Origin of the sequence: Streptomyces sp. NPDC006733 (assembly GCF_040636125.1) — a bacterium.
Classification (GTDB): domain Bacteria; phylum Actinomycetota; class Actinomycetes; order Streptomycetales; family Streptomycetaceae; genus Actinacidiphila.
The window spans coordinates 123,398-136,019 of the sequence record NZ_JBEYJD010000019.1; the positions used below are offsets into that span (position 1 = coordinate 123,398).

A 12,622-nucleotide genomic window follows, 5' to 3' on the forward strand; every position below is an offset into this window, starting at 1 on the left:
GACCGGCGCAGGTCACCCAGGAGCCGCCATCCCGACAGCCCCCACTGCGCGTAGGACACGCCGCACGCCCGCACCACCCGGGCGCAGCCCGAGCCGAGGAGATCCCCGTGGCCCTGAACACCCCTCCCGAACTGCTGCCCACTCTGGTGTGCCCGCCGATCCGTTGCCCCATACCGGCCCGTACGCATCCGCATGCGGATGGCATCGACGATCACCTGCTGGACTGGGCGAAACGCTCCGATCTCATCCGCAGCCAACCCGCCGCGGAGCACTTCCGCTCGGCCGGCTTCGGTGAGTTCGCCGCCCGGGTGTATCCACGTGCCGTCCGGCTGCATCTGGTGGCGGAGTGGCAGGCGTTCAACTGGATCGTCGACGACCGGCTCGACGAGGGGTACCTCGCCGGCACCTACCGCGAGCGGGAGGGCATCGTCCGTGATCTGGTCGCGCAGCTGCCCCTGGACCTGCGCGCCCCGCGCGCCCGCGGTCCGCTGACGGCGGCGCTGGCCGACCTCTGGCAGCGGACGGGATCCCAGCACTCGTCGGCGTGGCGCGAACGGTTCGCCACGCACTACCTGGACTTTCTGGCCTTCACGCTCCTGCCGCACGCCCGTTCGGGCAGCGCCCCGACGACCCCCTCCGACGTCACGGCGTTCGTGCGGCGCCGTCGTTTGAACTCCGGGTGCGAGATGAGCTTCGATCTCATCGAGACGGCGAACGTCCAGGAAGTCCCGGCGGCTGTGGCGCGCAGTGACGCCTACCGGGCTGTCCGGCTCGCCGCCAACGACGCGATCTCCTGGACCAACGACATGTTCTCCGTGCGCAAGGAGACCGCCCGTGGCGATCAGGACCACCTCGCGGCGGTGCTCCGCCACAGCACCGGCAGTACCTGGGAGGAGGCTCTCGCGGACGCGTCGGACATGGTCGAGGCCCTGACCCGGGATTTCCTGGTGGCCGCCGACGACCTGCGGGCCATGCGGGCCGCCTACGGCCTCGACGACACCGCCTGGGCACCGGTGGACGACTCGCTGGCGGATCTCGGTGCCTGGATCGCGGGCAGCTTGAGCTGGCACCGGTGGTCCCCCCGTTACCGGGACGTGGAGACCACCGCCGATGGCGCCGTTCCTACCTACATCGAGCGGCATTTGACGTAGCCCCGACGGGTCCGACGGGACGCGCGACGCGCCCGCGCGCGTCCCCCGCCCCAGCAGGCGGTCAGCGCCCCCGGAGCCGGCGGGTCAGTGTCCGCCACCACGACGTCGCCGGACGCCGTGCGGGTGCCCGCACCGTGGGGGCCGGGGCTTCGGGCGGCATGGCGCGGCCGGTCGGGGCCCCCGTCGAGGGCCACCGCGGAGCCTGCGCCGGCAGCGGTGGCGTCCACGGCGAGGACGCCCCCGAGGCCCCCGACGCCACCGGCTGCCCGGGCGCCGCCAGCTCCTCCGGCGACGCCGTCGGGGCGGTCCTGCGCGGGGTGAAGGTCACCGGCAGTGCGTCGAGGTTGCGGGAGAGCAGGGTGGGCGTCCACGTCAACTGCGCCTCGTCGACGGCCAGGCCCAGGTCCGGCAGGCGCGTCAGCAGGGCGTCGATTCCCGTGCCGGCGATGGCCCGGCCGAGATCCTGCCCCGGGCATTCGTGCGGGCCGCGGCTGAAGGCGAGGTGGGAGCGGTTGCCGTACATGGGTGCGGCCGGGTCGGGGCGGACGGCGGGATCGACGTTGCCGGCGGCGAGGCAGAGCACCAGCATGTCCCCGCTCTTGATGGCCTGCCCGCCGAGCTCGGTGTCCCCGGTGGCCCACCGGCCGTAGACGGCCGTGAAGGGCGGCGAGTCCCACAGGGACTGTTCCAGAGCGTCGGGGATGGTCATCTGCAGGCCGGCCAGCGACGCACGGAAGCGGCGGTCGGTGAGCACCATGTGCAGGGTGTTGACGATCAGGTTGGCCGTGGTCGAGTAGCCGGCGATCAGGACCAGGCGCAGGTGTTCGACGGCCTCGTCGTCGGTGAGCGCGGTGGGGTCGTTGACCAGCCAGGTGGCGAAGTCCTTGCCCGGGTCGGCGCGCTTGCGCGTCACGAGCTCGCGCAGCGTCGTCACCAGGTAGTCGTTGCTCGCGATGGCCGTCTCGGAGCCCCTCATCATGTCCTGCGCGGCCTCGACCAGGCGCGGCCCGTAGTCGTCGGACATCCCCAGCAGCTGTGTCATGACCAGCATCGGCAGGTGCCCGGCGAACTGCGTGACCAGGTCGGCGTGGCCGTCGGAGCAGAAGCCGTCGACCAGTTGGTTGGCGAAGCGGTTGACGTAGCGGCGAATGCCGCGGCCGTCGAAGCGCTCCATGCTCTGGGTGACCGCCGCGCGCAGCCGCTGGTGCTCGGCACCGTCGACGAACGAACACATCGGCTGCCAGGCGACGATCGGCAGCAGCGGGGAGTCCGGAGCGACCCGGCCCTGCCGCAGCTCGACCCATCGCCGGGAGTCCCGGGAGAACCGCGAGGGGGTCCGGGCGACCTCTTCGTTCTCCTGGTGGCCCAGGACCAGCCAGGCGGGGACGTCGCCGTGCAGCAGGACGGGCGCGACGGAGCCGTGCTCGCTGCGCAGCCGCGCGTACAGGGCCATCGGGTCGGCGTCGGCCTCCGGCCCGTAGAGACGGCGTCGGCCGTCGGGTCCCCGGCCGTCGCCTCCCCGGGCGGGGGTGCCCCAGGCGGGGGCGGCGAGGGCGTCGGGCCCCGGGATGTGCGTTCCCGGGGCGTGGGCCGGACATCCGGGGGGCGGGGTGGTGAGGCCGTCGGCGTGGGTGTCGAGGGCGCCGTAGGTGTTGTGGGTGCCGTCGGTGGGGGAGGTGGTCACGTGTGCTCCGGGGTGACGGTGAGGGAGTGCAGGTAGCGCATGAGCGTCATCAGGACGTCGCGGCTCGACGAGCGCGTGCGGGCGTCGCAGTTGACGATGGGAACGTTGCCGGGCAGGTCCAGCGCCGACCGCAGTTCTTCCGTGGGGTAGGTGGGCGCCTGCGGGAAGGTGTTTATGGCGACCACGAAGGGGACGCCGCGCTCTTCGAGCCGCCCGATCACGTCGAAACTGACCTCCAGGCGGCGGGTGTCGACCATCACGACGGCGCCGAGGGCCCCGTCGAACAGGCCGTTCCACAAGAACCAGAAGCGCTGCTGGCCGGGCGTGCCGAACAGGTACAGCACCAGTTGCTCGTTGAGGGTGATCCGGCCGAAGTCCATGGCCACGGTGGTGGCGGCCTTGTGCTCGATGCCCTGGATGTCGTCGACGCCGACGCCTGCTTGCGTCATCGTCTCCTCGGTCGACAGCGGACGGATCTCACTCACCGATCCGACCAGGGTCGTCTTGCCGACCCCGAACCCGCCGACGATCACCACCTTCACCGCGGTCGTGGCCGTCGACGGCAGTATGTCCTCGCTCCGCGGCCCGGGGAGCGTGTCAGAGCCTCTGAAGTCCACGCATTACCGCCTCCAAGAGATCAACATCGGGTAGCTGGGCGGGTGGCACCGGCTTGCGCGCCTCCACCCGCCCGTCCGCCAGCAGGTCCGCGAGCAACACGGTGACCACACTGAAGGGCAGCTCCAGGTAGGCGGAGATCTCCGCCACCGAGAGCGGGGAACTGCACATGCGCACGATGGCCACGTGTTCGGGCGGCATCGTGTGCTGCGGCGGGGAGCGCGACACGATCAGGGTGACCAGATCGAGGACGGCATGGTCGGACGCGCCGCTGCGCCCTCCGGTGATGACGTAGAGCCGATCGGGGGTGGGCTCCTCCCAGTCCTGGTCCGATCCGCTCATGCGCGCTGCTCGTCGTTGCGCCGCGGGGTACTCAAGTGCTCGCCGATGCGGGCCACCAGGTCCCGCATCCGCAGCCCCATCAGGCCCGCGTCGACCCCCTCGTCGGCGAGCACGGCCAGATACGCCCGCTCGCCGGCGGCCATGAGGTAGAAGAAGCCGCCGGTGATCTCGATGACGACCATCCGCATCCGGCCGTCACTGTGCGGGACCTCCGCGGCGACGGCCGCCGCCAGGCTCTGCAGACCCGCGCAGGCCGCGGCGAGGCGCTCGGCGGTATCCCTCTCGGTGCCGTACTGCGCCATGCACAGGCCGTCGGACGACAGAACCACCACATGGCGGGTCTGCGGAACGCCCTCCGCGAGGTCCTTGAGCAACCAGTCGAAGTTGGCCTGCTGAATCACGGCTATTCATCCCTATCCGACGACGACGTGTCACTGGGGTGGTGATCAGGACCGGTGTCCGACATCTCGCCGGACACACCCCGCTGGAAGTCCGCCAGCCACAGGCCGGGCGCCGCGGGCGCCGCAGGCGCTGCGGGCCGCGCGGCGGGCTGCGGCGCGGACACGGCGGGGGCGGGCGCGGCGGGGGTCCGGCCCTCGGGGTCGGCCGCGCGGCGCCGCCGCTGCGGCAGACCGTTCGCCGCCCGGTCGTACTCCGGCTCCGCGTCGGCGGCCCTCACCGGGCCGGTCACCGGGGGCCGGGCGAAGGGCAGCGCCGGCATGCGGACCGCGATCGCGGGGGCGGCAGTGCCGGCATGGCGGCCTCCTGCTGAGGGGATTCGCGCCGCGGCGTTCCCGGCCCGGCGCTCCGGCCGGTTGACCGGGGCCGTCGTCGTCATGTCGGCCGGAACGATCACCACGGCGCGGACGCCGCCGTACGCGGAGGGGCGCAGCGCGACCTGGAGGTTGTGCTCCTGCGCCAGCCGGCCCACCACGGCCAGGCCCAGCCGGGGCGTCTCGCCGAGGTCCTTGAGGTCGATCCCGGACTGCGCCTCGCGCAGCATGCGTTCGGCGCGTTCCCGGGCCTCCTCGCTCAGGCTGACGCCGCCGTCCTCGATCTCGATGGCGATGCCGGACTGGACCTCGGTGGCCGTCAGGATCACCCGGGTGTTCGGTGGCGAGTACCGGGTCGCGTTGTCCAGGAGTTCGGCGAGCGCGTGGATCACGGGCTCGACGGCGGGGCCGACGAGGGCGATCGACGCCACCGCCTGCAGGTCCACCCGCTGGTAGTCCAAGATGCGCGACATGGCGCCGCGCAGCACGTTGTAGAGCGGGACGGACTTGCTCCACTGCCGGCCCGAGCGGGCCCCGCCGAGGACGGCGATGCCGTCGGCGAGGCGTCCGATCATCGCGGTGCCGTGGTCCAGGCGCATCAGGTCACCGAGGACTTCGGCGTCCCGGCCGTGCCGGTCCTGCATCTCGCGGGTGGCGTGTGCCTGCTGGTGCACGATGGCCTGCACCCGGCGCGCGATGTTGACGAACGCGCGCTGCGCGGACTCGCGCAACCCCTCCTCGTCGTCCACGGTCTCCAGCACCCAGCGCAGCAGCGCGGCGTGCTCGGCCCGGACGGGCCCCGCCGCGGCCAGTGCCTCGTCGACCGTCGAGCCCTTCTGCAGCCGGCCCACGGCCGCCGGCAGCTGGTCCTGGACCAGCCGCAGCGTCTGGAGCTGCTGTTCGGACAGCCGGCGTGCGAGGTCGTCCAGGGCCGCGGTGTGGTCCTTGCGCAGATCGGCGATGACCTCCCCGCGCCGCACCGCGACAGCCGTCAGGACGGCGATGGCCACCGTCGCGGTCACCACACACCAGATCACCGACGCTCGTGCCGCATCGGGCACGGTGCTCGCGGCTATGGTCCCGACCACTGCGGTGATCGCCGCTGGAAGGAGCAGCGCCAGGGGAGTGGACGGCTGCTGCCCGGGTGGCGATTGATCACGAACCATCTGCAACCTCAAGGTATAGAAGGCGGGGATGGCCCGGTGACACCCCGGGCCGACTGCCACCAGGGACTCAGCACATAACCGAACCGTCCCCTGCGTATGACACCGATTCGGACGGCAGGCAGCGACAACGGAGGGTGCTGCGTTCAACTCGCAGCGTCACCGGGGAGCATATCCGCCGCGGGTATGCGCCAGGCGAATTCACCCAACTAGCACGTCGTGAACATAGCGGTGGTGTAAGAGACTTGCCGTTCCTTTGCAGGCAACTTCTGCTCGCCACCGACCTGTCTCCCGACAGGAAGTGCCAGCTCCTGCCCTGTGGCGGACCCCAGGGTTCGTCCAGCAGCCGCTTGCGGACGGCCGCGGAACGCTCCCCAGGATTGCCCTCATGCACCGAACGGATGGCGTAATGCGGTCCGGTACAGCCGATCGTGGCCGAGAAATAGCAAATGAGTTCGTGCCTCGTAGATCCGTGGCGGCTCGCGGCTCCCGGGTCCGGCGCGCAGGGCTGGCCGTACTGGCCCACTGGCGGGGCGCGACGGTCGCACCACGCCGGGAACCAGCCCCGCCGCGGACGGCGGCTGAGCCACGAGCGAAGCTGCCTTTCGCCGTAGGCGGAGGGCACGGGCCTTCGGCAGCGGTCGTGGGCACGGCAGGCCACGCTCGCAGCGTGTCCTCGCCGGGAGCGAGCCTGTCGGGGCACGTGACCGCGGCGCCGAGCTCAGGGCACGGAGATTCCCTGCACGTGTGTGGCCACGGTGGACGTGTGCTCAGGCGTCTGCAGCACCAGCGTGCTGCCGCTGCCGTCGGAGGGGGGCGGGGCGAGTTGGAGCTGGCGTCCGGACCCCAGCGGACGTGTCATGCCCGCCGGGGCGGGCCCGTCGGAGCGCCAGCGGCTGCCGTCCAGGTGCCACAGGCTCGGCCGGATGACCGCCACGTGGGGGTCGGGCAGACGGTGATCACACCGCCACGCACTGATCGTGGCGTGCAGCGTACCGTCGCCGTTCCACCACAGATCGGACACCGCAAGACCGCTGTCCCGAGCAGTGTTTGCCTGCGGGGGAACCGCGGCGGACAGGTCGGTCATGGTCACGGTCCCGGAGCGGGTGTCCAGGAGTTCGACGGAGTTGCCCCACTCGCATGCCCCTGCGTGCGTTCCGCCGACCAGGGCGACGATGCCGCTGCGGTCGACGGATTCCCGCACCCCTGTCGCTGAGGAGAACGCCATGTCGCCGCCGAGGAACGGCACCGGGCGGGCGGCACCAGTGCCGTCCATGACGAACAGCCGCTCGGGTCCCCCGTAGGCGGAGACAAGAGAGGGATCGGTCCCCGCCGCGACAGCGGTTCCCGCAGTCGCCGTCAGGAATCGGAAGCTGCTCAGTTCCGCAGGCAGCGTGGTCGTGAACTGGATCGGTGCCTGCCCGGATGCCAGGTCGAAGTGCAGAAGGCGCAGACGGCGATCCTCGCTGGTGCCGTCGTGCTGGGCAGCCAGAACAACATCCGCACGTACGGCGCCCACGCTCGCGCACGCGGGGCAGGCCAGGTCGCGCACGGTGCCGGTTGACGGGTGGATCGTGACCAGGCGGGGCTGGGGCACGGCGGCGGAGGTATCCCCCGGGAGGGTGCTCGCGGGGTGGAGCAGGAAGAACAACCACTGTCCGTCAGCGGTCCACTGTGGCTGCGCTGCGCCGATGCCGAAGTCGCCGGTCCGCTGAGCGACGGTGCGACCGTCTCGGACCACTACAACGGTGTGTGCGGTGGTGTAGGCATAGACGACTGGCGCGGTGCTGTGTGGCTGCGGTTGCACCCCCCACCAGACAGCGGTGGCCGCGACCAGGAGCGAGACCAGCAGCACGATCGAGACGACAGCGATCCGGGCCGAGCCGAGAAACGGGATGCGGCGTCGGTCGCACGTTCTGCGCAGGATCCTCAACTCGCCGACCAGGAACGGCACAGCGCCGCCGATGTGGTGGTCCGGTAGACCGCCTGGTGTTGCGAGAGGTCCATGAACCGCACCTGCTGGTAGCTCTGGTGGTCGAAGGGCTCGTGACACAGGGCCGCGCTGGCACGAAAGACGCGGTGAGACTTCCCGTGATCGAGGTACTGGGTGTACTTCCTGCCGCCGACGACGTAGTCCACCGCGATCGTGAAGGTGTAGGCGGCCTGGCGGGCATCGAATTGCATGAGCAGGGTTTCGCCATCCGAGGTGCGGGACACCGCGATCCTCTGCGCACTGAAGAAATCGCCTCCCAGAGATCCGGTCTGTACGTCGAACATTTTGGCTACCGGCCGATGCGCATCGAGAGAGAAGCCGATGGTGCGGACGTCATTGCCCTGCGTTCCTTCATAGACCACCAGACCGGACGCGGCAGGCTCGCGGTGGGTCACGGGCCGCACATCGTAGACCGTGACGTAGTCCGCGCTGGTGGTGGTCAATTGCGCGGTCACCCGCAGTCCGTCCAAGCCGTATGCGCCGTCCGCCATGGCATCGGCGAAGAGATCACCCCCGGTATTCTTCCGATCGGTTCTGCGGAGAATCCCAGCGGTCTGCGCGGCGCCTGACGGGTAGACGAACCCGAATGAACCTTTCCCGTCACGTTCATTCGTGACCGTCAAGATCAGGGCGTTTCCGATCGGATTATCGCCCGGCGCGCCCGGGGGTGCCGCACCGGTGGTGGGGCGACCGTCCTCGGCGGAACCGCCCGTGCGCCAAGGGGTTTCGACGGCGATCAGCGCAAGGATCACGCACAGGGCGGCTGCGGCGGCCCCGACGATGATCTGCCTGCGGGAAGGAGCGAAAGCCCGACTCGGGACGGCCGGCTTCTCCGCCCCGTCGTGCGCGGGGGCCTCACCGGCCGGCGCCGCCCTCTTGGTCTTCGGTTCGTTCCTGGCCTGTTGCCACCACGTGTCCCACGACCTGAGGTCCAACATGGCCCGGCGATCGAGATCGTCCAGACTGCACGTCGCCCCTCGCAGAAGAGCGGATTGGGCGTGTTCGACCAATACCCGGGCCAACGCCTGGGCCGGCTGTTCCAACGGGACGTTCTCCCCGTTCTCCCAGCCGCTGATGCGCTGCGCCTCCACCTTCCACTTCTCGTCGCGGGGGCGGATCTGCAGCATCCGTTCGGCCAGGCGCTCCTGCGACAGACCCGAGAGATCCCGTAGGTCCCGAATCCGGCGGGCGTATGCTTCCCGCGCTCCGGTTTCCGTCACTTGTCCGTCCCCCTGGGCGCCCACCGTGCCCTCGCGCGATCCTCCGGTCCGGATCCGGTCCGGAAGATTACGGTAGCGGTTTCACCTGCGGCTTCGGGCGGAATGGGGAGAACCGGAGGCAGACCGGATCTCCGTCTCGGCATTACTGGCTTCACCAGGGCATGCCGCGTAGGCCGCCCGCAGATCCTGGAGTGTCCAGTGACCATGACCAATATCCTGGCCGCCATTGGCGGTATCTCCATCGTTCTCAACGCGGCCGCCCGCATTCCCGGCGCCGCCGCGGCGGTCCTCCGCGCCCTCGGCGAGACGGTCTGCGCATGGAAGGACCTGCGAGCCGGTTCCGTCGGGCGCCCGAGTTCGGATGACGGCGAATAGCGCGCAGCATCACGCTGCGCCGCAGGCGGCCGGCCGGCGAATGGCGAGCGCCCACGCGCCGGCGCCCAGTGGTTGCGACGCGCCGTCGCGACACAGGGGAACGCGCGACGTCGACCTTCGCCGAGCCGAGTACGGCCGCTCGACTCCGGTGGGACGGCGTCAGGCGGTTGGGGGCGCAGGAGATGGCTCGTCATCCCGGCTGGCCGTGGGCACCCGCCTCAAGGGTCGCGCGCAGGGCGGCCACGGTGGAGGCGACGCCGGACAGGGCGTCAGGGGCAATGGTCGCGGTCAGTGCGGCGAGCTCGCTCTCGACGATGGGGCGGGCGGCAGCCAGTTGCTGCGTCCCCTCGGGGGTGAGGCGAAGGACGGACGAGCGGCGGTCCTGGGGGTGCGCGAAGCGCTCGCACCAGCCCGCGGCCACCAGCCGGTCGACCGCCTTGCTGACGGCCCCCACCGTGATCGCCACTTCGCCGACGATGTCGAGCACCCGGCACTCCGGCACGCGGTCGATGATCTCCAGCAACTCGAACTGGCCCAGGCTCAGACCCTGTTCGGCGCGCAGGCGGGCGTTCACCGCGTTGTAGAGCCGGGTCTCGACACGGACCAGGTCGGTGAAGATCGAGGTGACGCGGCTCACAGTGACCTCCAATAGATTCCAGGGAATCAACTTCCTGGGAATCTGGTTAGGATCAGACAGATGGATTCCCAGGAATCCATTCTCGCACCCCGACTCCCGGAGGCCCCCCATGTCCCGACAGCAGCGCGACGCCCTCGACACCACCCTCCGCTCCGTCCCGCGCAGCGCGACACCGCCCACCCTCGACGAGCTGCGCAACGGGTTCGCGGCCGCGGCCACCCGCCTCGCGCCGGAGGGCGTCCGCACCCGCAGGAGCGTCCTGGGCGGACGGCCGACCCTGGAGCTCGAGCCCGCCGAACCCTCCGGCCCCGGCCGGCTGCTCTACTTGCACGGCGGCGGCTACATCCTCGGCTCCCCGGACACCCACGCCGGACTCGTCGGCGAACTGGCCCGCCGCGCCAAGCTGCACACCACCTCGGTGGAGTACCGCCTGGCGCCCGAGCACCCCTTCCCCGCCGCCGTCGACGACGGCCTCGCGGCCTACCGCGACCTGCTCGCCGCGGGCACCGACCCCCAGGACCTCGTCCTGGCCGGCGACTCCGCCGGCGGCGGACTGAGCATCGCCACGCTGCTCGCCGCCCGGGAGGCCGGACTGCCCCAGCCCGCCGCCCTGGTCGTCTTCTCCCCCTGGGTCGACCTCACCCTCGCGGGAGAGAGCGTCCGTTCCAAGGAGAGCGCCGACCCCATCTTCGCCGCGGCCGACCTGCGCGCCGCCGCCGACCTCTACGTCGCCACCGGCGACCGGGCCCACCCCCTGGTCAGCCCGCTCTTCGCCGACCTCACCGGACTGCCCCCACTGCTCGTGCAGGTCGGCGCCAACGAGGTCCTCCTTGACGACGCCATCCGGCTGGCCGGCCGCGCCGGCGCGGACGGCGTCGAGGTCACCCTCGAAGTCGGACCCGGCCTCCCGCACGTCTACCACCACCACTACGGGCACCTGGACGAGGCGGACGCCGCCCTCGACCGCGCCGCCCACTTCCTCACCACCCACCTGCGCGCCGCGCGCCGCAGCGCCGACGACCTTCAGCCGGCCCACTGACCCGGACCCCACCCCGGCGCCGACGACCGCAGGAGCATCCGGGAAGGGCCGGGTAGTCCGGACGCGACCCCAGCGTGGCGGCGGCAGGGCATCGATGGCGTCGCCCGCCCACGAGCGAGTCCACCGCCACCACCGACAGCTCACCCCGACGCTCCGGCCCGCGCACTGACGGCGCGTCGGGCCGGGCGTGGCTCCCCGGCCCTCGCCCTCCGCCGCGGCCGGCTCGCCTCGGGACACCGCGTTGACGGCAGCGGGGCACCCAGGCGACCGCGGTTCCGTGCCGGACCATCCACGGCATGCTCCGCGACGGCCCCGAACGCTGAGGGCCGCTGCGTGTCGAACAGGACCCGCCCGGCCTCGAGCGGCGCGTGCCGATACCGTCCGTAGCATGATCGGTGATCGCCAAGGGTGGCGTCGGTGTTTCCTCGGCGGGGCGGTGTTCGCCGTCTGCATGGTCGGCACCACGCTGCCGACCCCTCTGTACGGCCTCTACCAGGACAAGTTCGGCTTCTCCGAGCTGACGGTGACCGTCGTCTACGCCGTCTACGCCCTCGGGGTCATCGGGGTGCTCCTCCTCGCCGGCAACGCCTCGGACGTGGTGGGCCGGCGGCCGGCGCTGCTGGTCGGCCTGGGATGCGCACTGGCCAGCGCCACCTGCTTCCTGTGCGCCACCGGACTGGGCTGGTTGTATGCGGGCCGGTTGTTCTCAGGCCTGTCCGCCGGCCTGTTCACCGGCGCCGCCACGGCCTACGTGATGGAGATGGCACCGATCGGAGGCACTGCACGGGCCACGTTCGTCGCGACCGCCGCCAACATGGGAGGACTGGGCTGCGGCCCCCTGCTGGCCGGAGTGCTCGCGCAGTACGCCCCCTGGCCGCTGCAACTGCCCTTCATCGTGCACATCGTGCTGGTCGCAGGCTCGGCCGCCATACTGCTGCGCCTGCCCGAGACCGTCCGCGAACGCCGACCCCTGACCGCGGCCCGTCCGCAACGGTCCGGACTGCCCCAGCAGGTGCGGGCAGTGTTCGTACCGGCAGCCCTCGCCTCCTTCGTCGGATTCGCCCTGTTCGGGGTCTTCACCTCGGTCAGCCCCGCGTTCCTCTCTCAGTCCCTGGGCGTGGACAACCATGCCCTGACGGGACTGATCGTCGCGCTGGCCTTCTTTGCCTCGACGGCCGGCCAACTCGCGGTCAGCCGAGCCGGAGCGAGGTGGTCCTTGCCCCTGGGCTGCGCCGGACTCCTGGCCGGCCTGGCACTCCTCGCAGCCGCCCTGCACTGGGACCTGCTCGCCCTCGTGGTCCTCAGTGCCCTCGTCGGGGGAACCGGTCAGGGCCTGACGTTCCGCCGGGCCCTGACCGCAGTGGCCGAGGCGTCCCCCGCGGATCGACGCGCCTCGGTGATCTCGACACTGTTCGTGGTGGCGTACACGGGCATCTCGGTGCCGGTCATCGGCGTGGGCCTGCTGACTGGCCCACTCGGCCTCGAGGGCGCCGGACTGGTCTTCATCGCCTGCATGGCCGTCCTCGCCTCGAGCGCCGGCCTCTACCTCCTCCGACGGTCCCAGCCGGCGACAACGTGAGCGCAGCACCGAACGCGGGCTGGTGATCAACGTGCAATGTCGTGCTCTCCT

General features: G+C 71.3%; 12 protein-coding genes. 4 read left to right on the forward strand and 8 right to left on the reverse strand.

The window, feature by feature from the left end:
* Positions 1-107: 107 nt before the first annotated feature.
* Positions 108-1,151 carry a hypothetical protein gene (locus tag ABZ721_RS18820; protein WP_358789737.1) on the forward strand — a complete coding sequence of 348 codons (1,044 nt, stop codon included), beginning with the start codon at positions 108-110 and terminating at the stop codon, positions 1,149-1,151.
* Between the two features lie 61 nt (positions 1,152-1,212).
* Here ABZ721_RS18820 and ABZ721_RS18825 read toward each other — a convergent pair whose 3' ends face one another.
* The 7 genes from ABZ721_RS18825 to ABZ721_RS18855 all read right to left on the reverse strand — a co-directional run bounded on the left by ABZ721_RS18825 (position 1,213) and on the right by ABZ721_RS18855 (position 8,941).
* Positions 1,213-2,835, reverse strand: coding sequence for a cytochrome P450 (locus ABZ721_RS18825; protein WP_358789738.1), 1,623 nt, complete (start codon positions 2,833-2,835; stop codon positions 1,213-1,215).
* Positions 2,832-3,452, reverse strand: a complete 621-nt coding sequence (locus ABZ721_RS18830; RefSeq protein WP_358789739.1) for an ATP/GTP-binding protein — start codon at positions 3,450-3,452, stop codon at positions 2,832-2,834. The genes ABZ721_RS18825 and ABZ721_RS18830 overlap by 4 nt, the downstream gene beginning before the upstream one ends.
* Positions 3,433-3,792 carry a DUF742 domain-containing protein gene (locus ABZ721_RS18835; protein WP_358789740.1) on the reverse strand — a complete coding sequence of 120 codons (360 nt, stop codon included), beginning with the start codon at positions 3,790-3,792 and terminating at the stop codon, positions 3,433-3,435. Before ABZ721_RS18835 ends, ABZ721_RS18830 begins: the two co-directional genes overlap by 20 nt.
* The gene (locus ABZ721_RS18840) at positions 3,789-4,193 is read right to left on the reverse strand and encodes a roadblock/LC7 domain-containing protein (RefSeq protein WP_358789741.1); all 405 of its coding nucleotides are present in this window, start codon (positions 4,191-4,193) and stop codon (positions 3,789-3,791) included. The genes ABZ721_RS18835 and ABZ721_RS18840 overlap by 4 nt, the downstream gene beginning before the upstream one ends.
* 2 nt (positions 4,194-4,195) lie before the next feature.
* Positions 4,196-5,731, reverse strand: a complete 1,536-nt coding sequence (locus tag ABZ721_RS18845) for an ATP-binding protein (RefSeq protein ID WP_358789742.1) — start codon at positions 5,729-5,731, stop codon at positions 4,196-4,198.
* 718 nt (positions 5,732-6,449) lie between these two features.
* Positions 6,450-7,682, reverse strand: coding sequence for a hypothetical protein (locus ABZ721_RS18850; protein ID WP_358789743.1), 1,233 nt, complete (start codon positions 7,680-7,682; stop codon positions 6,450-6,452).
* Complete coding sequence (locus ABZ721_RS18855; RefSeq protein ID WP_358789744.1) at positions 7,658-8,941, reverse strand: helix-turn-helix transcriptional regulator; 1,284 nt, start codon at positions 8,939-8,941, stop codon at positions 7,658-7,660. Before ABZ721_RS18855 ends, ABZ721_RS18850 begins: the two co-directional genes overlap by 25 nt.
* 198 nt (positions 8,942-9,139) lie before the next feature.
* On the opposite strand from ABZ721_RS18855, the gene ABZ721_RS18860 reads away from it, so the two are divergent.
* Complete coding sequence (locus ABZ721_RS18860; RefSeq protein ID WP_358789745.1) at positions 9,140-9,316, forward strand: hypothetical protein; 177 nt, start codon at positions 9,140-9,142, stop codon at positions 9,314-9,316.
* 190 nt (positions 9,317-9,506) lie between these two features.
* Here the strand turns inward: ABZ721_RS18860 and ABZ721_RS18865 are convergent, their stop codons facing one another.
* The gene (locus ABZ721_RS18865) at positions 9,507-9,953 is read right to left on the reverse strand and encodes a MarR family winged helix-turn-helix transcriptional regulator (protein ID WP_358789746.1); all 447 of its coding nucleotides are present in this window, start codon (positions 9,951-9,953) and stop codon (positions 9,507-9,509) included.
* Between the two features lie 109 nt (positions 9,954-10,062).
* Here ABZ721_RS18865 and ABZ721_RS18870 point away from each other — a divergent pair, with 109 nt between their 5' ends.
* Positions 10,063-10,992: an alpha/beta hydrolase gene (locus tag ABZ721_RS18870; RefSeq protein ID WP_358789747.1), complete on the forward strand. Its 930-nt coding sequence runs from the start codon at positions 10,063-10,065 to the stop codon at positions 10,990-10,992.
* 388 nt (positions 10,993-11,380) lie between these two features.
* Complete coding sequence (locus ABZ721_RS18875) at positions 11,381-12,571, forward strand: MFS transporter (RefSeq protein ID WP_358789748.1); 1,191 nt, start codon at positions 11,381-11,383, stop codon at positions 12,569-12,571.
* Positions 12,572-12,622 lie beyond the last annotated feature (51 nt).

Excerpts from the sequence above, each read along its gene's own strand:
- ABZ721_RS18835 (WP_358789740.1), bottom strand. The coding sequence starts at position 3,792 with ATGAGCGGATCGGACCAGGACTGGGAGGAGCCCACCCCCGATCGGCTC.
- ABZ721_RS18845 (WP_358789742.1), bottom strand. The coding sequence starts at position 5,731 with ATGGTTCGTGATCAATCGCCACCCGGGCAGCAGCCGTCCACTCCCCTG.
- ABZ721_RS18870 (WP_358789747.1), top strand. The coding sequence starts at position 10,063 with ATGTCCCGACAGCAGCGCGACGCCCTCGACACCACCCTCCGCTCCGTC.
- ABZ721_RS18875 (WP_358789748.1), top strand. The coding sequence starts at position 11,381 with ATGATCGGTGATCGCCAAGGGTGGCGTCGGTGTTTCCTCGGCGGGGCG.